The organism is Mycobacterium aquaticum, assembly GCF_002086485.1.
Taxonomy (GTDB): Bacteria; Actinomycetota; Actinomycetes; order Mycobacteriales; family Mycobacteriaceae; genus Mycobacterium; species Mycobacterium aquaticum.
Genome location: NZ_MVHF01000042.1, coordinates 26,244 through 45,773, shown reverse-complemented (window position 1 = coordinate 45,773; position 19,530 = coordinate 26,244). Strand labels below are relative to the sequence as shown.

General features: G+C 66.8%; 21 protein-coding genes. 16 read left to right on the top strand and 5 right to left on the bottom strand.

All coding sequences use genetic code 11. The annotated features are described in order from the left end of the window. Position 1: 1 nt before the first annotated feature. The gene (locus BST13_RS29520; RefSeq protein WP_083168554.1) at positions 2-373 is read left to right on the top strand and encodes a hypothetical protein; all 372 of its coding nucleotides are present in this window, start codon (positions 2-4) and stop codon (positions 371-373) included. Positions 374-447: 74 nt separating this feature from the next. Here the strand turns inward: BST13_RS29520 and mbp1 are convergent, their stop codons facing one another. Further along, positions 448-690, bottom strand: a complete 243-nt coding sequence (mbp1, locus tag BST13_RS29515) for a microaggregate-binding protein 1 (RefSeq protein ID WP_083168553.1) — start codon at positions 688-690, stop codon at positions 448-450. Between the two features lie 201 nt (positions 691-891). Between mbp1 and BST13_RS29510 the strand changes: the two genes are divergently transcribed. Together BST13_RS29510 and BST13_RS29505 are read left to right on the top strand one after the other, a co-directional pair. Beyond that, positions 892-1,560 carry a HemK2/MTQ2 family protein methyltransferase gene (locus BST13_RS29510; RefSeq protein ID WP_083168552.1) on the top strand — a complete coding sequence of 223 codons (669 nt, stop codon included), beginning with the start codon at positions 892-894 and terminating at the stop codon, positions 1,558-1,560. Continuing rightward, positions 1,557-1,760, top strand: a complete 204-nt coding sequence (locus BST13_RS29505) for a CDGSH iron-sulfur domain-containing protein (RefSeq protein WP_083168551.1) — start codon at positions 1,557-1,559, stop codon at positions 1,758-1,760. Before BST13_RS29510 ends, BST13_RS29505 begins: the two co-directional genes overlap by 4 nt. Here the strand turns inward: BST13_RS29505 and BST13_RS29500 are convergent. Together BST13_RS29500 and BST13_RS29495 are read right to left on the bottom strand one after the other, a co-directional pair. Continuing rightward, positions 1,740-2,759 (bottom strand): iron-containing redox enzyme family protein, encoded by a 1,020-nt coding sequence (locus BST13_RS29500; RefSeq protein ID WP_083168550.1) that lies wholly within the window; start codon positions 2,757-2,759, stop codon positions 1,740-1,742. The two genes, BST13_RS29505 and BST13_RS29500, sit on opposite strands and share 21 nt — an antisense overlap. Positions 2,760-2,937: 178 nt before the next feature. Then, a complete protein-coding gene (locus BST13_RS29495) occupies positions 2,938-3,816 on the bottom strand; it encodes a PfkB family carbohydrate kinase (protein WP_245839854.1) in 879 nt (292 codons plus the stop codon). Positions 3,817-3,943: 127 nt separating this feature from the next. Here BST13_RS29495 and ctaD point away from each other — a divergent pair, with 127 nt between their 5' ends. Further along, positions 3,944-5,671, top strand: a complete 1,728-nt coding sequence (ctaD, locus tag BST13_RS29490; RefSeq protein ID WP_083168548.1) for an aa3-type cytochrome oxidase subunit I — start codon at positions 3,944-3,946, stop codon at positions 5,669-5,671. A 78-nt stretch (positions 5,672-5,749) separates the two neighbouring features. After that, positions 5,750-6,046: a protein UsfY gene (gene usfY / locus BST13_RS29485; RefSeq protein ID WP_083168547.1), complete on the top strand. Its 297-nt coding sequence runs from the start codon at positions 5,750-5,752 to the stop codon at positions 6,044-6,046. A 97-nt stretch (positions 6,047-6,143) separates the two neighbouring features. On the opposite strand, the gene BST13_RS29480 is transcribed toward usfY, so the two are convergent. Beyond that, positions 6,144-6,344, bottom strand: coding sequence for a hypothetical protein (locus tag BST13_RS29480; RefSeq protein WP_083168546.1), 201 nt, complete (start codon positions 6,342-6,344; stop codon positions 6,144-6,146). An 81-nt stretch (positions 6,345-6,425) separates the two neighbouring features. On the opposite strand from BST13_RS29480, the gene BST13_RS29475 reads away from it, so the two are divergent. Beyond that, positions 6,426-7,397, top strand: coding sequence for a glycosyltransferase (locus BST13_RS29475; protein WP_083168545.1), 972 nt, complete (start codon positions 6,426-6,428; stop codon positions 7,395-7,397). Positions 7,398-7,417: 20 nt separating this feature from the next. Then, the gene (locus BST13_RS29470) at positions 7,418-8,653 is read left to right on the top strand and encodes a glycosyltransferase (protein ID WP_083168590.1); all 1,236 of its coding nucleotides are present in this window, start codon (positions 7,418-7,420) and stop codon (positions 8,651-8,653) included. Here BST13_RS29470 and BST13_RS29465 read toward each other — a convergent pair. Beyond that, positions 8,647-9,537: a glycosyltransferase family 2 protein gene (locus BST13_RS29465; protein WP_083168544.1), complete on the bottom strand. Its 891-nt coding sequence runs from the start codon at positions 9,535-9,537 to the stop codon at positions 8,647-8,649. The two genes, BST13_RS29470 and BST13_RS29465, sit on opposite strands and share 7 nt — an antisense overlap. Positions 9,538-9,577: 40 nt before the next feature. On the opposite strand from BST13_RS29465, the gene BST13_RS29460 reads away from it, so the two are divergent. From BST13_RS29460 to BST13_RS29420, 9 genes are read left to right on the top strand one after another with little or no spacing between them, the layout of a single operon-like run. Further along, positions 9,578-10,534, top strand: coding sequence for an NAD-dependent epimerase/dehydratase family protein (locus BST13_RS29460; RefSeq protein WP_095533753.1), 957 nt, complete (start codon positions 9,578-9,580; stop codon positions 10,532-10,534). 10 nt (positions 10,535-10,544) lie between these two features. Beyond that, the gene (locus BST13_RS29455; protein ID WP_083168542.1) at positions 10,545-12,158 is read left to right on the top strand and encodes a carbamoyltransferase family protein; all 1,614 of its coding nucleotides are present in this window, start codon (positions 10,545-10,547) and stop codon (positions 12,156-12,158) included. Continuing rightward, entirely contained in the window at positions 12,155-13,630 is a 1,476-nt protein-coding gene (locus BST13_RS29450; protein WP_083168541.1) for an HAD-IIIA family hydrolase, read from the top strand. The genes BST13_RS29455 and BST13_RS29450 overlap by 4 nt, the downstream gene beginning before the upstream one ends. Further along, the gene (locus BST13_RS29445) at positions 13,627-14,646 is read left to right on the top strand and encodes a glycosyltransferase family 9 protein (protein WP_083168539.1); all 1,020 of its coding nucleotides are present in this window, start codon (positions 13,627-13,629) and stop codon (positions 14,644-14,646) included. Before BST13_RS29450 ends, BST13_RS29445 begins: the two co-directional genes overlap by 4 nt. Continuing rightward, complete coding sequence (locus BST13_RS29440) at positions 14,643-15,224, top strand: D-sedoheptulose-7-phosphate isomerase (RefSeq protein WP_083168538.1); 582 nt, start codon at positions 14,643-14,645, stop codon at positions 15,222-15,224. Before BST13_RS29445 ends, BST13_RS29440 begins: the two co-directional genes overlap by 4 nt. Then, entirely contained in the window at positions 15,224-16,606 is a 1,383-nt protein-coding gene (locus tag BST13_RS29435; protein WP_083168536.1) for a PfkB family carbohydrate kinase, read from the top strand. Before BST13_RS29440 ends, BST13_RS29435 begins: the two co-directional genes overlap by 1 nt. After that, positions 16,603-17,289 (top strand): SDR family oxidoreductase, encoded by a 687-nt coding sequence (locus BST13_RS29430; RefSeq protein WP_170064356.1) that lies wholly within the window; start codon positions 16,603-16,605, stop codon positions 17,287-17,289. The genes BST13_RS29435 and BST13_RS29430 overlap by 4 nt, the downstream gene beginning before the upstream one ends. Continuing rightward, entirely contained in the window at positions 17,280-18,230 is a 951-nt protein-coding gene (locus BST13_RS29425) for a glycosyltransferase family 9 protein (RefSeq protein WP_083168535.1), read from the top strand. Before BST13_RS29430 ends, BST13_RS29425 begins: the two co-directional genes overlap by 10 nt. After that, on the top strand, positions 18,227-19,519 hold the full coding sequence (locus BST13_RS29420; RefSeq protein WP_083168533.1) for a UDP-glucose dehydrogenase family protein: 1,293 nt from the start codon (positions 18,227-18,229) through the stop codon (positions 19,517-19,519). Before BST13_RS29425 ends, BST13_RS29420 begins: the two co-directional genes overlap by 4 nt. Positions 19,520-19,530: the final 11 nt, after the last annotated feature.

The window sequence follows — 19,530 nt, the reverse complement described above, 5'->3', positions numbered from 1 at the left end:
GATGTTCCACAATTGGGCCCATTTCGGGCCGCGCGATGTGCATGGCGAGACCGACGCGCGCGCCGCGACGCGGTTCGGGTTCACGGCCGCGGGCACCGGGGCCGCATTGCTGATAGCGGCGGCTGCATGGCTCAGCACATGTGCCGGGGCGACGGCCGGCGGAATGGCATGCGGCGCGTCTGAGCGTTCCCTGCTGGCTTTGGCCGCACCGGCGGTGCTGCTGGTCGGTGGCATCCGTGCATTCGCACGGGCCTACCAGGTGTCGCGCCGAGGAGAGAACTGGCGCGACTGGCAGCGCGCTGCCTTGACGTTGATGGCGCTGACCCTGCTGGCGCTCACCCTGGCGCTGTCCATGCTGGCCAGATCAGGCTGACGCGCTTGAGTTCACGAAAAATGGCTTGTCCCAATGGCGATGGCCCAGCCGTACCGGCTGGGCCATCGTCGCGCCTACGGCCGTTGATGGGCCTGCTCGCGCTCTTCGGCCGCCTTCGCACCTGCTCGTGCGGAATCGGCCTCTGCCTCCTTCTTGGCGGCGTCCTGTTGGGCATCGGCCTTGTCCTGCTGGGCCTTACCCTCACGGACCATGTCATCGCGCCCGGTTACCGTACCGACCGCTTCCTTTGCCTTGCCCTTGGCGTCTTCGACGACGCCCCTGACTGCTTCCTGCGGACCTGACTTCTTCTCGGTCATACTTACCTTTCCGCTACTGGAGTGGATTGGTCATTGCACGCGCCGTTGCGTGCACGGCCCGTATTCCCGATTGCCCCCGCGATCAAACGTGGGCTCATTCCCCGGCGGCCAAAGTGGTTATCAGCCGGTCTATCTGGATCATCGGCGTTTGTGGTCGGCTGAGCGCGGGTACCGGAGGTAGGGCCACGCGAAAGGAATGAGATGACAGCTTTTGCCCTCGACGGTGTTTACCCGCCGCAGGAGGATTCCCAGCTGCTGATCGACGTGCTCGCCGGCGGCGCTCCGCTCAAGGGGCGCAGCGTTGTCGACCTCGGCACGGGCAGCGGAGTGGTAGCGGTGGCGGCAGCCCAACTGGGCGCCCGTTCGGTCACCGCGTTCGACATTTGTCCCGACGCGGTGCGCTGCGCCCGCGGGAATGCGTTGGCTGCCGGCGTGGAGGTCCAGGTTCGGCTGGGTTCGTGGACTCAGGCCCTGGAATGCGAACCGTTCGATCTCGTGGTGTGTAATCCGCCCTACGTCCCGTCGGGCGCCGAGGTCGACACCGGTTCGATTCCGCCGTGGGCGGGCCCGATGACTGCGTGGGATGGCGGAGCGGACGGACGGCTCGTCCTGGACCCTTTGTGTGCGACAGTGCCGCAAATGCTGAGCGATGACGGGGTTGCGCTGCTGGTCCAATCCGAGTTCTCGGACATCGGGAAGTCGGTGACACTGCTACGTGAAGCTGGTATGGATACGAAAATCGTTGCTGTGCAGTCTATTCCGTTTGGTCCAGTATTGTCGGCGCATGCCGATGCGCTGGAGGCGTCTGGTCAGCTCACCGAGGGCCGCCGCCACGAGCTGTTGGCGGTCATCAGGGCGGAGAAGCGATGAGCGAGTTCAGAACGGTGCGGGTGGTGGCCGGCGGGCCGATCTTGGTCGAGGGGCCGGTCAAGATCGAGACGCCCGACGGCCGCACCGTCGAGTCCTCCCGGTTCATGGTCGCGATCTGCGCGTGCCGGCGGTCGAAGAACTACCCACTGTGTGATACCAGCCACCGCAAGACGCGACGTTCAGTCGAGCGGTCGAAGTAGCGAACTACGCCCGCACGTCCAGCATTTCATCATCCAGTAGGCGAGCCGGTCCTCGACGACCTCCCAGGCGCGGATGCCGAACACCACGTCATCGGCCAGGGTCGGTTCGCTGCACAGCAGGCTGTTGATGACCTCGGTGCGGACCACCTGCTCGTGGACAGCGTCGGCTTCCACATGCTCGCGGTAGAACTTGACGCATGCCTCGGGCGCCCTCATCCGGTGGAGCGCGGCCACCAATCGCTGTGAACCCGGGGACGAGGTGATCTCCGTCGCCGCGAAATGCCCGACCGCCGCACCCCGCAACCGGCGGTGCAGGCCGAACAGCGACATGAGGTTCACCGCGATCAAGGCCTCCGCGGGCACTGCACCCAGGTAGGCCAGGTAGCCGCTGTCCAGATCCGCTGCTGTCATCAGATCGGCGAACAACTGTTGGTGCACTTGGCTTCCCGAACCGGCGCCGAACTCGTCGTATTCGACGGCCACGAAAGACGCCTTCGCCTGCCCACCCAACCGAGGGATCAACCACGCGTGCGGGTCACCTTCCTTGAGGTGGTACACCGAGCGATGCACGAAGTACTCGCGCATCTGCTGCCAGGTCCCGTGATCGCGCAGGTGGTAGCTGGGTCCGGTGCCGTCCGCCGGTTCGGTCGACAGGCGGTCCATCTCCGTGGCCGGTGTGGCGTCGGCCTCGATGGTCCCGACCTCGCGGCGAATCGCCGCGAGGAAGGCATGTTCCATGCGCGAACGAAGATGCAGCAGACCGGCGTTCCACTCCCAGGCCGGGTCGACCCCGACGAAGTCCCGGTAGTGGAGTTCGTAGCACACGTAGAGCGCCAGTTGAAGGTCGAGTCCCAACGGGTCGGAGTCGTGCAATCGTGCTTCGACCGGTTCGAGGTGGGTACGCGGCGCGCACTCGGCGAGCAGTTCGATGACCGCAGCCGAAACAGGTCCGCGGGCATCGGGCAGCTTGGGCTGAGCGCCAATAGGCAGTGTTGTCATATCGCGGGGGTGTATTCCCAGCCGGGGTCGTGTCAAAACGTCGATGGCTGCCGAGCCTGCCACGGGGTATCACTGAGGTACGAGACGTCGTCAGACCTGTCGGTCGCCGCGGAACCACGATCGACAGGTTTGACGCTCGACAGCCCGGGGCTGAGCCGGTTTCCCATCTGCACCCGCGCTAGGCGTGTCGCAGCCCGTCCAGCTGCGGCCTGCCGCCCAGATGCCCGACCGTGGAACTCGCGGCGGCCGTCGCGAGGTGGCCGGCCTGCACGGGATCCGCGTCCCGGCGTAGCGCCGCGATCAGCCCAGCCATGAATGCGTCGCCTGCGCCGGTACGGTCGACCACCGGTGCATCCGAGAGCGGAAACAACCGGCTACCGTTACGCCAGACCAACAGGTCGCCGACACCGGATATGGCGAGCGCGACGAGCACCGGGCCCTTGTGCAGGATCCGGGTCGCCAGCGCCATGGCCGCGGCGGGAGTCTTCACGGGTTCGCCGGCGACCAGTTCGGCTTCATCTGCGTCCGCCCGAAAAACGTGCACGAGTTCGAACAGCTCGTCGGAATGGTCCAGGTCCACCGCGCCGTCGGCAAGAACGAGGGCACCGGCCTGCCTGCCTTGCCTCGCCGCACGCAGGGTCGAGGAGATCGGCTGCTGCAGCTGCACAGAGACGGTGTCGGCGGCGAGCAGACCCGGCCGTCCCCGGTCGATGTCGTCCGGCGTCAGCAGCGCGTGCTGCGGAACATGTTCCAGCAAGAGCCGATTCGCCGAGTCGTCGACGACGCTCACCACGAGCGCGGTGGTGCCGCGTCGGATCACATGGGTGGTGTCGATGCCGTCCGACGATGCCTGCTCTAGTGCCGAGGCGCCCGGTTCATCGGCACCGACCACACCGATGAGGCCCACTGGAACGCCGAGCTGAGCCAGCCCGACGGCCTGGTTGGCACCCTTACCGCCCAGCATCTCCCTGCGCTCTCTGACGGGGTGTGTGCCGCCGGTCCCCGACAGTTCCGGTGTCTGCAGCACCACGTCGCGGCCGATTTGGCCGACCACCATCACGCTCACCGCACACCTCCTGTGTGCACTTAGCGCTACCCGGCGGCAGAGACGCGCAAACCGCCGGGACACGGCGTTTGGATGTGCCGGATCCCGGGAAACCGCATCGTGACGATCGGAGTTCGCGATGACGGCTCATGCCCTGGTCCCACCTAAACTCGCGCCGCGCCGCCCGTTCCCGGCGCGCCTCGGGCCACGGGGCAACCTGGTCTACAAGCTGATCACCACGACCGATCACAAGCTGATCGGCATCATGTACTGCGTCGCGTGCTTCGCCTTCTTCTTCATCGGCGGGCTCATGGCGCTGCTGATGCGGACTGAGCTGGCCGAGCCCGGCCTGCAGTTCCTGTCCAACGAGCAGTTCAATCAGCTGTTCACCATGCACGGCACGGTGATGCTGCTGTTCTACGCGACGCCCATCGTGTTCGGCTTCGCCAACCTGGTTCTGCCGTTGCACATCGGCGCGCCGGACGTGGCGTTCCCGCGACTGAACGCACTGTCGTTCTGGTTGTTCGTGTTCGGCGCGCTGATCGCCCTGGCGGGATTCATCTGCCCGGGCGGCGCCGCCGACTTCGGTTGGACGGCGTATTCACCGCTGACCGACGCGATCCACTCGCCGGGCCCCGGCGGGGATCTGTGGATTCTCGGGCTGGCCGTGGGCGGCCTTGGCACCATTCTCGGTGGGGTCAACATGATCACCACCGTGGTCTGTATGCGGGCCCCCGGGATGACGATGTTCCGCATGCCGATCTTCACCTGGAACGTCTTCGTGACGTCCATCCTGGTGCTGCTGGCCTTCCCGATCCTGACCGCAGCCTTGTTCGGGCTGGCGGCCGACCGTCACCTGGGCGCTCACATCTACGACCCGGCCAACGGGGGACCGATTCTGTGGCAGCACCTGTTCTGGTTCTTCGGCCATCCCGAGGTCTACATCGTCGCCTTGCCGTTCTTCGGCATCGTCACCGAGATCATCCCTGTGTTCAGCCGTAAGCCGATTTTCGGCTATACCACGTTGGTGTACGCCACCGTGTCGATCGCGGCACTCTCGGTCGCGGTGTGGGCGCATCACATGTTCGCCACCGGAGCCGTTCTGCTGCCGTTCTTTTCGTTCATGACGTATCTGATCGCCGTGCCGACCGGCATCAAGTTCTTCAACTGGATCGGCACCATGTGGAAAGGGCAGCTGACCTTCGAGACGCCGATGCTGTTCTCGGTCGGCTTCCTCGTCACCTTCCTGCTCGGCGGTCTGACCGGGGTCATGCTGGCCAGCCCACCACTGGATTTCCACGTCACCGACAGCTACTTCGTGGTGGCGCACTTCCATTACGTGCTGTTCGGCACGATCGTGTTCGCGACGTTTGCCGGCGTGTACTTCTGGTTCCCGAAGATGACGGGCCGGCTGCTCGACGAGCGCCTGGGCAAGCTGCATTTCTGGTTGACGTTCATCGGGTTCCACACCACTTTTCTTGTCCAGCATTGGCTCGGAAACCAGGGCATGCCACGGCGTTACGCCGACTATCTGCCGTCGGATGGGTTCACCACGCTCAACGTCGTCTCGACCATCGGCGCGTTCATCTTGGGCGTCTCGATGCTGCCGTTCATCTGGAACGTCTTCAAGAGCTGGCGCTACGGCGAACCGGTCACGGTCGATGATCCGTGGGGTTACGGCAACTCCCTGGAGTGGGCGACCTCGTGCCCGCCGCCGCGGCACAACTTCACCGAGCTGCCCCGGATCCGTTCGGAGCGGCCCGCATTCGAACTTCATTACCCGCATATGGTCGAGCGGATGCGCAGCGAATCTCACGTCGGGCGTGACCATCAGCTCGCCATGGAACAGGCAGACGCGTCCAGCTGATCCGTCGACCAGCGTGTCGTTTCGGAACGACGCGAGGCGGGTAGCTCTATGCCAACGACCGAGCCGAGAGGAGCAGTGATGGGGGACACCGCCAAGGACCCAGTGGATCACGCCCGTACCACCCGACCGCATGCCGGCGAGACGATGAAAGACACCAAGAACATGCCGGCGATCGTTCTGCTTTTCGTTGCCGTCGTGTCGTTCGTCGCGTGCCTCGCGGCATTCGCCACCTCACACAGTGACGTTGGCACGTGGTTGGCGGTGATCACCGCCGTGTTGTTTGTGGTCAGCGCAGTGTGGCTCGGCGTGGAGCACCGGCGCGTGCGCCGCAGGGAAGACGAGTGGCACACCGACCGGGGATCTGCCGAACGCTAGGCACAGCGAATTTCGGTCAGCCGGGCAGTGTTTCGCCGCCGAGCGGAGCGAGCACCTCACCGCTGTCGGCAAATGAGCTCATTGTCAGGTACTTTCGTCAGTCTTCGCGGCCGACGTCGTCGAGCTCCGGGTCGAGATCCACTTCGTCGCGTTGTTCCTGCCAGTCGCTTTCAGTACTTTCCAAGGGCGGGCTGGCGCTCGGTTCGATCGCTTCGTCGTCTCCTGGCGGTGGCGGTTTGACGTCGCGCTGCTGCTCGACGGCGTCCGCGACCGGTACTTCGTCGTCCTCGGGTTGCATGGGTTGGGGAGTACCCCGTGCTGCTCAGGGCCAAAACTCTTCGTGTGTTTAAGAGTGGGTTGCCAGGGTACTTCCGCCCCCATGGATGCAGACCTTCCGCGCACGGTGCTCGCGTGGCATGTGCACGGCTCGTGGATGGAGTCGTTTGTCGCCGGGCGGCATCGTTATCTGATTCCCGTCAACAAGGCGGGCGATGCAGACGGGAAGGGTCTGCTCGGCCGTGATTGGCCACGCGCACAAGAAATTTCGACAGATCAGCTGCGGAATCAGGACATCGACCTGATCGTACTGCAGCGGCCGAGGGAGATCGAGCTGGCTGCAGAGTTGCTGGGCCGACGCCCCGGCATCGACATTCCGGCTGTCTACGTCGAGCACAACACCCCACGGCCGGATGCGGTCGACAGCAACCATGTGCTCGCCGAGCGCATGGACATCCCGCTGATCCACGTCACCGAATTCAACAGGCTGATGTGGGACAACGGCATTGCCCCTACCAAGGTGATCACGCACGGCATCGCCGACCCAGGCAACCTCTACACCGGCGACGTGGCGGCCGCGGCGACCATGATCAACGAACCGCTGCGCCGGTGGCGCACCGTGGGAGCCGACCTGCTGGCCGAACTCAGCAGCCAGGTGCCGATCGATGTGTGGGGCATCGGTTCTCGGGAACTCAACCGCAAAGGTGCGCTCGCGGCCGTGCGCGGTAAGGGCGACGTCCCGCATCCGCGGGTGCTGTATCAGATCGCGCGCCGTCGGGTGTATCTGCACACCGCACGATGGACGTCGTTGGGCATGTCGCTGGTAGAGGCGATGTTCCTCGGGATGCCGATCGTTGCCGTCGGCTCGACGATGGCACCCATGACGGTGCTCGCCGAGGCAGGCGTGGTGAGCGCGGACGTCAAGACGCTCGCATACGCACTGCAGGGATTCGTGTCTGACGCATCCGCGGCTGCGGTCGCGGGTAAGGCGGCGCGTGCGTACGCGCTGGCGCACTTCGGCCTCGATCGGTTTCTCAAGGACTGGGACCGGGTGATCGCCGAATGCTGCCGATGAAATCGCCGAAGGAGTTGCTGATGAAGATTGCAATGGTCTCCGAGCATGCCAGCCCACTGGCCGCACTCGGGGGCGCCGATGCAGGCGGCCAGAACGTTCATGTGGCAGCGCTTTCCGCCGCTTTGAGCCGCCGCGGCCACGAAGTCGTCGTCTATACCCGACGCGACGACCGGGCCCTGCCGGAGCGCATGACGACCCCGGACGGATACACCGTTGTACATGTCCCGGCCGGCCCTGCCGAACATATTCCGAAGGACGAACTGCTGCAATACATGGGGGAGTTCGCGCGGTTTCTCGACGGCGACTGGACGGTCCACCGCCCTGACGTCGTGCACGCACACTTCTGGATGTCGGGAGTGGCCAGCCAACTGGCCGCAAGACACCTGAATCTCCCTGCGGTGCAGACATTTCATGCGCTCGGTGTGGTCAAGCGCAGGCATCAGGGGGCCGACGACACGAGCCCACCGGAGCGGCTCAAGCTGGAAAGCATGGTGGCGCGTTGTGCCACCTGGGTGGCCGCGACGTGCACCGACGAGGTGTTCGAACTCATGCGGCTGGGCCGCTCGCGCAGCCGGACGTCGGTGGTGCCCTGTGGCGTCGATCTGGACCTGTTCACCCCGGAAGGCCCGAAGTCGCGCCGTGGTGCGGCACACCGCATCGTCAGTGTCGGTAGGTTCGTGCCCCGCAAGGGTTTTGATCTCGCCATCCGCGCGTTGGCGAGCATCCCCGACACAGAACTGGTGATCGTGGGTGGGCCGGCCCGAGCCGCGCTCAGGCGCGACCCCGAGGCCCGTCGGCTGAAGGCGCTGGCCCGGGAACTCGGCGTCGACGACCGGGTCAAGTTGTGCGGATCGGTGGCCCGGGCGAACATGCCTGCCGTCTTGCGGTCCGCCGATATCGTCGCGTGCACACCGTGGTACGAGCCCTTCGGCATCGTGCCACTGGAGGCGATGGCGTGCGGGGTTCCTGTCGTGGCGTCGGCCGTGGGCGGCATGCTCGACACGGTTGTGCACGATGTGACGGGCCGACTGGTCCCGCCGAAGCGCCCGGATCTGTTGGCCGACACGCTGAACAGCCTGCTGCGCGACGACTTCCTGCGGCGCAGCCTCGGGGCGGCCGGCCGAGACCGCGCTCGGTCACGGTACTCGTGGGACCGGATCGCCGCGGACACCCTGCGGGTATATGACCGCGTCGGTCCTGCGGCGTACGTGCCGCCGGTGATATCCGCTGACTCGTCTGAAAGTGCTGTTCAGTAATGAGATTCCGCACCGTCCAGCAGCGCGACCGCATGCTCGACCGAGGCAGGAAGCCGTCGGCGGGATGCGATCACGGCGGGCAACCTCAGCAACGCTTCTGCGGCTGCCCGGGCGTGTGCGGTGTCGCCGGCCGCCGCTCGCGCCAAGGCAGCCGCTTGACCGAGGCACGCACCGATGGGCCGGCGCAGCCAGGTGGTGAGCACCGCGTTGCGCAGGCTGCGGGCGTCCTGCGCCGCGTTCGTGTCCCGCAGCGCCGACGGTTGATGGATGGCGGTCAGCTCGGGGCAGTAGCAGAGATCCCAGCCACGCGCTGCCAAATCCATTGCCAGCAACTGCTCCTCGCCACGAAAGTGCAGAATCGGGCTGAATCCTCCGGCTGCCTCGAAGGCCGTCTTGCGGACGACGGCTGCGCACGAGAGAAAGCCCAGGATCGACGGACCCGGCAGATCGGGTCGCCGTCCCAGCGGACTGTTCGCGAGCTGTTCGACCACGGGATCGTCACGTCTCTGCGGCCACACCTCGGTACGGGCTGCCAGCAGGGCGACGCTCGGGTGACGGTCGAAAATGTCCGCGGCGCGGCCCGGGGACTCCGGCGTCCACCACGAGTCGTCGTCGCAGAAGGCGACATACGGCGTGCGGCAGGCGGCGACCCCGACGTTGCGCCCCACCGCGCCGAGGTTGGACCGCAGACCCAGCACGGTGACCCGGCCGGTCGACTGCGCTGCGATGCGTCGCAGGTTGTCGACAGATCCCGCATCAGAACCGTTGTCCACCACGACGATCGGACACGGTGTGGTATCGAGGAGTCTGCTCACCACGGTGGCGAGTTCGGCCGGGCGATTGCGACTGGCGATGACGAACGAGACCTTGCCTGCATGTTCCATAGCGCAGGCGGCTACCCGCGACGGCGAGGGGCAAACCCTCATGCGTGAACTGAATCGAGTGCTGGTGACGGGCGGGGCAGGCTTTGTGGGCAGTCATCTCTGTGACCGACTGCTGGACTCCGGCGTCGAGGTGTTGTGCGTGGACAACGGGGTGACCAGCATGCTGGATGCGCCGACCCGCCTGGCGCAGCGCCCCGGCTACCGGTTTGTGCTTCACGACGTCATTCATCCTCTGCCGACACTGCCGAGTGTCGACACGGTTTTCCATCTTGCGTCACCTGCGTCACCGATCGACTATCAGCGGCTGCCGGTACAGACCTTGACCACGAACTCCGTCGGAACCGCCAACGCCCTGGATTACGCCGAGCGGTGCGGCGCACGTTTCGTGCTTGCGTCGACGAGCGAGGTATACGGTGACCCGCTGCAGCATCCGCAGCGCGAAGACTATTGGGGCAACGTCAATCCTGTCGGCCCGAGAAGTGTCTATGACGAGGGCAAGCGGTATGCGGAAGCGCTGACGTTCGCCTACGGACGTGCACGCTCCGCCGACATCGCCGTGGCGCGGTTGTTCAACACCTATGGTCCCCGGATGCGCCGCGCGGACGGCCGCATCGTCCCCACCTTCTGCGAACAGGCACTTGCAGGCAAGCCCATCACGGTACACGGCAGTGGAGGGCAGACCCGGTCGCTGTGCTACGTCGACGACACCGTCGACGCGCTCTTGGCGTTGGCCCGGGCCGAATGCCAGGGGCCGATCAACGTGGGCAATCCGGACGAACTCACCGTACTTGCCATCGCGGAACTCATCCGGGAGCTGGCAGGCAGCGAATCGCCGATCTGCCAAGTGCCCGGAGTCGACGACGATCCGCAACGCCGCTGCCCGGACATCACCGAGGCAGGTAGGCGGCTCGGCTGGAAGCCGCAGGTGGATTGCCGCGAGGGGCTGGCGAGGACCATCGAATGGTTTGTCCGGCAAGGCTTGTCAGAAAGCGACTGAGGAGGAGTCGGTGCGAGTACTCGGAATCAACGCGGTGTTTCACGATCCGGCCGCCGCACTTGTGGTTGACGGTCGGATCGTCGCGGCCGCCGAGGAGGAGCGGTTCAGCCGCCGCAAGCACGGCAAGGAGGCCGTGGCGTTCTCGACCTGGGAACTGCCGGTGGCCTCGGCCCGGTGGTGCCTGGAACAAGCGGGTCTCGAACCCGCCGACCTGGACGCGGTCGGGTACTCCTACGATCCCGGGCTGCTTTGCGGCAGTGCGACGGACCTGATCGGTCATGACGGACAGTGGGAGAGCCTGCGGACACTGTATGCCGAACGCGCGCCCAAGTTTCTGCAAGCCGCCTTCCCGGGCCTCGACCCTGGCATCGTCCGCTACGTCCGCCACCATGTCGCCCACGCCGCATCCACTGCGTTGGCCTCACCGCACCCGGACTGCGCTGTTCTCGTGGTCGACGGTCGGGGGGAGACCACCTCGATGCTGGCCGGCGCCTACACCGACAACAAGTTGGATGTGCTGGCGACTCAACAGCTCCCACACTCACTGGGCCTGCTCTACGAGGAGCTCACCGAACATCTGGGGTTCAAACGCTCCAGCGACGAGTACAAGGTCATGGCGATGTCGTCATATGGTGAACCACGTTTCGCCGACCGCTTCCGAGAACTCGTATACGCCTGCGGGGACGGCGGATTCCGCACCGAACCGGTGGACTGGCAGTCGTTCGGCACCAGCTGGCAGGACCGGGTGGATCTGGCCTGCAGCGTGCAGCGGGTGCTCGAAGAGGTGCTGCTCGACCTCGTGGCATGGCTGCGGGAACGCACCGAACACCGGCAGCTGTGTCTGGCCGGGGGAGTCGCGCTCAACTGTGTCGCCAACTCGAAGATGTACCAACACAGCGGATTCGACGATGTGTGGATCCAGCCCGCAGCAGGCGATGCGGGCACCGCGCTTGGTGCTGCGCTCGCACTGGCCGCCGAGGCGCAGGACCCCATCACACCGATGCCGTCGGCCGCACTGGGCCGCGGTTGGACCGAGGCTCAGATCGCCGAAGTGCTCGATACCGCGGCCGTCCGGTATGAACGCCCCGACGATCTTGCCGCCACGGTCGGCGATGCGCTGGCCGATGACCAGTTGGTGGGCTGGTTCCAGGGTCGCGCGGAATTCGGCCCGCGGGCGCTCGGCGGGCGGTCGCTGCTCGCCGATCCGCGCAGTGCGGCCAATGTCGAGCGCCTCAACGCGGTGAAGGGCCGGGAGCAGTTCCGGCCGGTGGCGCCCATGGTGCTGGCCGAGGCTGCCCACGAGATCTTCTCGGGCGGGCCGATTCCCAGCCCGTACATGCTGTTCGTACATGACGTGGCAGCCGAGTGGCAGCCGCAGATCCCGGCCGTCACACACGTCGACGGCACCGCGCGCATCCAGACGGTCGACGGGAGCGATCCGTTGCTGTACCGCACCATCAGCCGGTTCAACGACCGCACCGGCATACCGGTGATCGTCAACACCAGCTTCAACACCGCCGGGCGACCGATGGTCGATTCGCCGCGGGATGCCCTCGAGTGTTTCGGCAGCGCACCGATCGACCTGCTGGCGATCGGGCCGTTCGTCGTCCGGAGGCGGCTGTGAGCTTCGCGATCGTGATACCGACGATCGGGCGAGCGACGTTGCAGCGGTTGCTGTTGGCGTTGGAGCACTCCGCGGGCCCGGCGCCGGATGCGGTGGTCGTCGTGGACGATCGCGTCGAGTCGGACCCGCCGCTTCTGACCACCGCGACACTGCCGGTCAAGCTGCTGCGCTCCGGCGGGCGTGGTCCCGCGGCGGCGCGCAATGTCGGCTGGCGCAGCTGCGCGACGGACTGGATCTGTTTCCTCGACGACGACGTTCTTCCGCAAACCGATTGGCTCACCGCGCTTTACCGAGACCTGCTCGATGCCGAGGCCGCCGGGGCGGTCGGGTCGCAGGCCGTCATCGAAGTGCCTACGCCGTACGGACGGCGCAGCACCGACGATCAACGCCGAACACAGCGGCTCGCCGACGCTCAATGGATCACCGCCGATATGGCATATCGGCGCGGCGCACTGGTGGCCGCGGGCGGGTTCGACGAGCGATTTCCCCGCGCCTATCGCGAAGACTCCGATCTCGCCCTGCGTATCACCCTGGCCGGTGAGTCGATTGTGCGTGGGGCCCGTCGTTCGCGCCATTCGTTGTCCCACAGCTCGTGGACAGCCAGTGTGCGTGCGCAGCGGGGCAACCGAGACGACGCACTGATGCGCCGCAAGCATGGGCGCGGTTGGCGTTCCGCGGTGGGCGAGGGGCGCGGACGGTTGCCATTGCATGCGGCGACGACGATCGCCGCGGTCCTCTCGCTCGCGACACCACCACCCGTGTCGTGGTTCGCCCGCGCTTCGTGGTGTGCGCTGACAGCCGATTTCGCGGTGCGCCGGTTCCTTGCGGGACGACGCACGCCCGTCGAGGCAGTCAAGATGCTGGTCACCAGCATGATGATTCCACCCGTCGCGGTGGCGCACCGGCTGCGTGGCGAGTGGGAATTCCGTGGCGCGCACCGGGATCCGTGGCTTGCCGTACTGCTCGACCGCGACGACACCATCATCAAGGACGTTCCGTATCTCAACGATCCCGCAGGCGTGCAACCGGTGCCCGGCGCGGCGGATGCGATCGCGCGTCTTCGGCAGCGCGGACTGCTGCTGGCTGTGGTGTCGAATCAGTCCGGGGTGGCACGCGGATTGATCACCATCGACCAACTCGACACTGTCAACGCACGGGTCAACGAACTGGTGGGCCCGTTCGATTCTTGGCAGGTGTGTGTACATGGCGAGCAGGACGGATGTGCCTGCCGCAAGCCCGAGCCGGGAATGGTGCGCGCGGCTGCCGAAGTGCTCGGCGTCGAGCCGCACCGGTGCGTGCTCATCGGCGATACCGGAGGCGACGTGCGTGCCGCGCTCGCCGCCGGCGCTGCGGCCATTCTGGTTCCCACGCAACGCACATTGCCCGACGAGGTCACCGAGGCACGTGCCGTCGCGCGGGTTGCGGCGACAGTGCAGGATGCGGTGGAGCTGGTGCTGCAGGGGGCGCGATGACTGCGGTGGTGGCCCGGCTCGACAGCGCGGGCGACGTCTTGATCACCGGCCCCGCCGTGCGTGCGGTCGCGAGCCGGCACGGCCCCGTCGTCTTCTTGGCGGGACCGCGCGGCACCGAGGCCGCACGGCTGCTGCCCGCCGTTGCCGACGTCATCGAATGGCAGGCGCCGTGGGTCGATTTCGACTCCCCGGAGCTCACCTCCGACCATGTCGAGTCACTGGTCAAACAACTGCGTGACGTCGGGCCCGAGCGGATGTACATCAACACGTCATTCCACCAGTCACCGCTGCCGCTGGCCCTGATCGGTCGCATGGCCGGGGTGCCGTGGATCGGTGCCATCAGCGACGACTATCCGGGCACGCTGCTGGATCTTCGGCACCACGCCGAACCGGGAGTGCCCGAACCGGAGCGGGCGCTGTCCCTGGTCAGTGCCGCCGGGTGCGCCTTGCCGAGCGGCGACGACGGCGCGCTGAGAGTCGACGTCGCCTCGGCGCTGCCCCCCGATCTCGACGAAATCACCCGGATGGCACCGTATGTGGTTTTCCACCCCGGTGCGGCGGTGCCCGCCCGACGCCCGACGGTCGACCGAAGCGCGGCAATGGTGCAGGCACTCACCGACGCCGGGTACCGAGTGCTGGTCACCGGCGACCATTCCGAACGCGCCCTGACGGCCCGAGTGGCCGGTGCCGCGGCAGTCGATCTCGGCGGGAGAACCTCGTTGGCGACGCTGGCCACGGTGTACGCCCGATCCCGGGTGGTCGTGGTACCCAACACCGGCCCGGCGCATCTGGCCGCGGCCGTCGGAACACCGGTGGTGTCGCTGTTCGCGCCGGTGGTCCCCGCCTCGCAGTGGCTTCCGTACGGCCGCAACGTGATCCGGCTCGGCGATCAAACGGCCCCGTGTCGGCTGACCCGGGCGCGGCAATGCCCGGTGCCCGGGCATCCGTGCCTCGATGGCATCACCGATGCCGAGATGCTGGCCGCTGTCGATCAATACGAAGGTAGGACAACATGATTGCTTCGCACATGCACGCTTTGACCGATGCGGTGGATCGCATCGACGGCGAGACCGCTCGGTTGACCCGGTGGGGGCGGCACCTCGCGGCCGTACTGACGGGCGGCGGGCGTCTGCTGGCCTGTGGCAACGGTGGAAGCGCCGCGGAAGCGCAGCATCTCACCGCCGAGCTCGTGGGCCGATTCAAGGATGAACGAATCCCGTTGTCGGCCATATCTCTACACGCCGAGACTTCTGCGTTGACCGCGATCTGCAACGACTACGGCATCGAAGACATGTTCGCGCGCGGGGTGCGGGCACACGGTCGACCCGGCGACGTGCTGATGGCACTTTCGACCAGCGGCACCAGCCCGAACGTGCTCTCGGCGGTCAAGGCGGCACATGACATCGGCCTGACCACCTGGGCGTTGACCGGGCCCGCGCCCAATCCGCTGGCGTCCATGTGTGACGACGCCATCTGTGTCGAGGCGCCGAGCACCGCGACGGTTCAGGAGATCCACCTGCTGCTCGTGCATTCGTTGTGCATCGCGCTCGACGACGTCGTGTTGGGCGCGCCTGCCGCGCCGGGAGGTATCTGATGGCCAGGCCCATCGTCGTGGTCGGGGACTGCATGCTCGACATCGACATCGACGGCAGTGCGACCCGGCTCAGCCCCGAGGCCCCGGTGCCCGTCGTCGATGCGGAACGGGTCTGGCATCGCCCCGGCGGTGCAGGGCTGGCCGCGGTGCTGGCAGCCCGCACCGATTCGGACGTGATTCTGGTGACCGCAATCGCCGACGACACCGAGGGACACGAACTCACCGAGCTGCTCGAGTCGGCAGGTGTGACGGTGGCCCGGCTGCGGCTGAGCGGCACGACGGCCTGCAAGACCCGAATCCGGGCCACCGGACAATCCGTGCTGCGGCTGGACTACGGCGACGGTACGGTGCCTGCCGGGACCGTACCCGCACCCGTCGTCGAAGCGCTCGACGACGCGGCTGCGGTGTGTGTCGCCGACTACGGGCGCGGTGTGACCGTGCATCCGGGGTTACGCACGCTGATCGAGTCGGCCGCACAGCGTGTGCCCGTGGTGTGGGATCCCCATCCGCGCGGCGCCGATCCCGTCCCGGGATGCCGGCTCGTGACCCCGAACCAGGGTGAGGCGCAGTCGTGTTCAGCAGACGCGCTGAGACAGAAATGGCAGGCACACGGGGTCTGCGTGACGCTGGGATCCGACGGCGCCGTGTTGTCCACCGACACCGGCGACACCACACACGTGCCGGTGCCGCCGTCGGCACGTGCGGGCACCGGCCGAACCGATGCCTGCGGTGCGGGCGACCGGTTCGCGGTCGCGGCAACGCGTGCGTTGGCCGACGGTGCAGACATCGTCACGGCGGTTCAGGCTGCCGTCACCGCGGCCAGCCGATTCGTCGCAACCGGTGGCGCCGTGGCGGTTTCCACGCCGGTAGCCGTGGGTACACCGGGGCGCGGAACCGACGGGCCGGCGATGATCACCACGGATGTCACGCAGGTTCGCGACCGGATGCGCGCCAGGCCGGGCAAGTTGGTGGCCACGGGAGGCTGCTTCGACCTCCTGCACAGCGGCCATGTACGGCTCTTGCACCAGGCCGGTCGGCTCGGCGACATGTTGGTGGTCCTGCTGAACTCCGACGCCTCGGTACGGCGGCTCAAAGGGTCTGGGCGACCCGTGATGACCGCGTTGGACCGGGCCAGAGTGCTTGCGGCACTGGCCTGTGTCGATGCCGTACTGATCTTCGACGAGTCCTCGCCCGAATCTCAGCTGGAAGCGCTATGTCCCGATGTGTGGGTCAAGGGCGGCGACTACACCGAAGCCGATCTGCCGGAGGCGGCCATCGTCCGTGCCAACGGCGGTGAGGTGGTTTTGTTGCCGACCGTCGCCGGCTACTCGTCGTCGAAGTTGATCCGCGACGCGGCCATGACCGAAAGGGGTAATTCGTGAGTTTGGGAAACGTCATCATCACCGGCGGTGCATCCGGTCTCGGTGCGGCAACGGTCGAAGCCGTTGCGCGCCATGGCGGGACACCGATGGTGATCGACCGCAAGCGGCCACAGGCCGACGTGCCCTATCAGGCTGCCGATCTCGCTGACACCGAAGCGGTCGACGCCGCGGTGTGCCTGCTGGCCGACGAGGCAGGCAGAAGGATCGACGGACTGTTCACCGCGGCAGGTATCGACTCCTGCGGCAAGTTGGCCGATGTCAGCGCGAAGGACTGGGAACGGGTGATCCATGTCAATCTGCTCGGCACCGCGGCCGTCGTCCGCTCTGCGCTGCCCTTCCTCAAGGCCAGTGGCGGCCGCATCGTGACATGCGCATCGACCCTGGGCATCAAGGCGGTCAGCGACGCAACCGCGTATTGCGCATCGAAGTTCGGCGTCGTCGGGTTCAGTCGCGCGCTGGCGGCCGAACTCGCCGGCGAGGTCGGTGTCACGATGCTGATACCGGGGGGCATGCACACGCCGTTCTTCGACGGCCGCGTCGAGCAGTACAAACCGCCGCCCGACGCCGTGCTGAACGAACCGGAAAACGTGGCGGAGACAGTTGTTTTCGCGCTCTCACAGCCCGCCGGCTGCGAGATCCGCGAACTCGTGGTGTGCGCCTCGACGGAATCGTCATGGCCGTGAGTTCGGCGGATTCGGCGCAAATCCTGGTCTTGCGGGCCCTGGGCCTCGGCGACCTGCTGACCGGGTTCCCGGCGCTGCGTGGGTTGCGGAGAACCTATCCCGACGCGCGCATCGTTCTTGCCGCGCCGGAGCGGTTCTGTCGGCTGGCCATGCTGTCGGGGGCGATCGACGAACTCGATCCCACGCCCGGCCTGGGACGCCTGCATCCCCGCGTGCGGGTGCCTGACATCGCGGTGAACCTGCACGGTAGCGGGCCCGAGAGCATCGCGGACCTCAGGTCACTGCAACCGAAATCGATGCTCAGCCACCGCCACCCGGACCACCCCGATGTGCAGGGACCGCCGTGGCGCGCCGACCTGCACGAGGTCGATCGCTGGTGCGCCCTGCTGCAGTGGTACGGGATCGACTGCGATCCCGAGGATCTGGCGATCACCCGACCACCCGGCTACCCGGACCGCTCTGGTGTGGTGGTGATACACCCCGGTGCCACAACGGCGGCCCGCAGGTGGCCCGTCGACCGATTCGCCACGGTGGCCGCGGCACTGCGCAATTCCGGTTACGACGTGGTCCTCACCGGCGACAGCAACGAGATCGAGCTGGCCCGGGCGGTGGCCGATCAGGCGCGGCTGCCCCAATCCGCGGTGCTGGCAGGCACTCTCGGCCTGCTCGGCCTGGTTGCGTTGATCAGCGACTGCCGCCTGCTGATCTGCGGTGACACGGGCGTCGGACACATCGCCACCGCGACGGGTACCCCGTCGGTGCTGTTGTTCGGCCCGACCCCGCCGAAGCTTTGGGGACCCCGCGGCCCCGGCGAGCATGTCGCCCTGTGGGCCGGGGACAGAGGCGATCCGCACGGGGACGAGCCCCATCGCGGGTTGTTGCTGATCACCCCGCAACGGGTCCTGGATGCGGTCGAGGGTGTTCTGGGGGTGAAGACGTGAGGGTCGGAGTCGTCGGAGCCGGATATGTCGGACTCACCTCCGCGGTGTGTCTTGCCGAACGCGGACACGCCACGGTGTGTGTCGATGTCGACGCACAGCGGGTGCGGACGTTGGCGGCCGGCGAAGCGCCGATCGACGAACCGGGCCTGCCGCAGCTCCTGACGTCGGCGCTGCGCGACGGGAGCCTGCGATTCAGTGCACGTTTCGAGGACGTGGCCGGTTGCGACGTGGTGTTCGTGTGCGTCCCCACTCCCAGCCGCCCGGATGGGTCCGCAGACATCACCGCTGTCGAAGCGGCCGTCGGTGAACTGGCCCGGACCCTGCATCCGGGTGCGGTGGTGGTGATGAAATCCACTGTGCCGGTGGGCACGACCCGCAGGGTGATCGACCGGTTGCGCGGCACCGGGATCTCGGCGGTATCCAATCCGGAGTTCTTGCGGGAAACCCATGCGATCTACGATTTCCGCCATCCTGATCGGATCCTGATCGGAGCTGCCGATGACCGCGCCGCCGACGTGCTGCAGAAGGTCTACGGCGTCGGGGACGCCGAGGTGCTGCGGATGAGCCCGGAAAGTGCCGAGCTCGCCAAGTACGCGAGCAATGCATTTCTGGCGGTGAAGATCTCGTACGCGAACTCGCTGGCCCAGTTGTGCTCCCGCGTCGGCGCCGACGTCGCGGATGTGGCCCGCTGCATGGGTGCCGATGTCCGGATCGGTAAGCACTTCCTGCAACCAGGCCCGGGGTGGGGAGGCTCGTGCCTGCCCAAAGACACGGCGGCGCTGTTGGATACCGGGCGTCGCAACGGCGTCGAATTGGCCGAGGTGGCCTCGGCCCGCGATACCAACCTGGGGCAGGCCGATCGCATCGTGGCGGCCCTGACCCGTTCGATGACAGGTCCGCTCGCGGCGGCGCGGATTGCGGCATTCGGTCTGACCTTCAAGGCGGGCACCTGCGATGTGCGGGATTCGCCCGCGCTCTACATCAGCGACCGGCTGGCACGCCTGGGTGCCCAGGTGAGCGGTTACGATCCGCGGCTGCCGATGATCGACCAAGATACGTTGCGCCGGTCGTCCGTCGCCGCTGTCGACGATCCGTACCTGGCCGCCAAGGCGGCGGATGCGATCATCGTCTTCACCGAGTGGCCGGAGTTCCGCGACCTGGACTGGGCGCGCATCGCCGGACAGGCACCGACCGCTGTGATACTGGACACGCGAAACCTGCTCCACCCCACCGAGATCACGAAGACCGGGCTCAGGTACCTGGGCAATGGAAAAGTACCCGGATTCTGACGAGGTGGTGG

Coding starts and splice junctions, on each gene's coding strand:
- BST13_RS29520 (WP_083168554.1), top strand. CDS start 2: ATGTTCCACAATTGGGCCCATTTCGGGCCGCGCGATGTGCATGGCGAG.
- mbp1 (WP_083168553.1), bottom strand. CDS start 690: ATGACCGAGAAGAAGTCAGGTCCGCAGGAAGCAGTCAGGGGCGTCGTC.
- BST13_RS29510 (WP_083168552.1), top strand. CDS start 892: ATGACAGCTTTTGCCCTCGACGGTGTTTACCCGCCGCAGGAGGATTCC.
- BST13_RS29505 (WP_083168551.1), top strand. CDS start 1,557: ATGAGCGAGTTCAGAACGGTGCGGGTGGTGGCCGGCGGGCCGATCTTG.
- BST13_RS29500 (WP_083168550.1), bottom strand. CDS start 2,759: ATGACAACACTGCCTATTGGCGCTCAGCCCAAGCTGCCCGATGCCCGC.
- BST13_RS29495 (WP_245839854.1), bottom strand. CDS start 3,816: ATGGTGGTCGGCCAAATCGGCCGCGACGTGGTGCTGCAGACACCGGAA.
- ctaD (WP_083168548.1), top strand. CDS start 3,944: ATGACGGCTCATGCCCTGGTCCCACCTAAACTCGCGCCGCGCCGCCCG.
- usfY (WP_083168547.1), top strand. CDS start 5,750: ATGGGGGACACCGCCAAGGACCCAGTGGATCACGCCCGTACCACCCGA.
- BST13_RS29480 (WP_083168546.1), bottom strand. CDS start 6,344: ATGCAACCCGAGGACGACGAAGTACCGGTCGCGGACGCCGTCGAGCAG.
- BST13_RS29475 (WP_083168545.1), top strand. CDS start 6,426: ATGGATGCAGACCTTCCGCGCACGGTGCTCGCGTGGCATGTGCACGGC.
- BST13_RS29470 (WP_083168590.1), top strand. CDS start 7,418: ATGAAGATTGCAATGGTCTCCGAGCATGCCAGCCCACTGGCCGCACTC.
- BST13_RS29465 (WP_083168544.1), bottom strand. CDS start 9,537: ATGGAACATGCAGGCAAGGTCTCGTTCGTCATCGCCAGTCGCAATCGC.
- BST13_RS29460 (WP_095533753.1), top strand. CDS start 9,578: ATGCGTGAACTGAATCGAGTGCTGGTGACGGGCGGGGCAGGCTTTGTG.
- BST13_RS29445 (WP_083168539.1), top strand. CDS start 13,627: ATGACTGCGGTGGTGGCCCGGCTCGACAGCGCGGGCGACGTCTTGATC.
- BST13_RS29440 (WP_083168538.1), top strand. CDS start 14,643: ATGATTGCTTCGCACATGCACGCTTTGACCGATGCGGTGGATCGCATC.
- BST13_RS29435 (WP_083168536.1), top strand. CDS start 15,224: ATGGCCAGGCCCATCGTCGTGGTCGGGGACTGCATGCTCGACATCGAC.
- BST13_RS29425 (WP_083168535.1), top strand. CDS start 17,280: ATGGCCGTGAGTTCGGCGGATTCGGCGCAAATCCTGGTCTTGCGGGCC.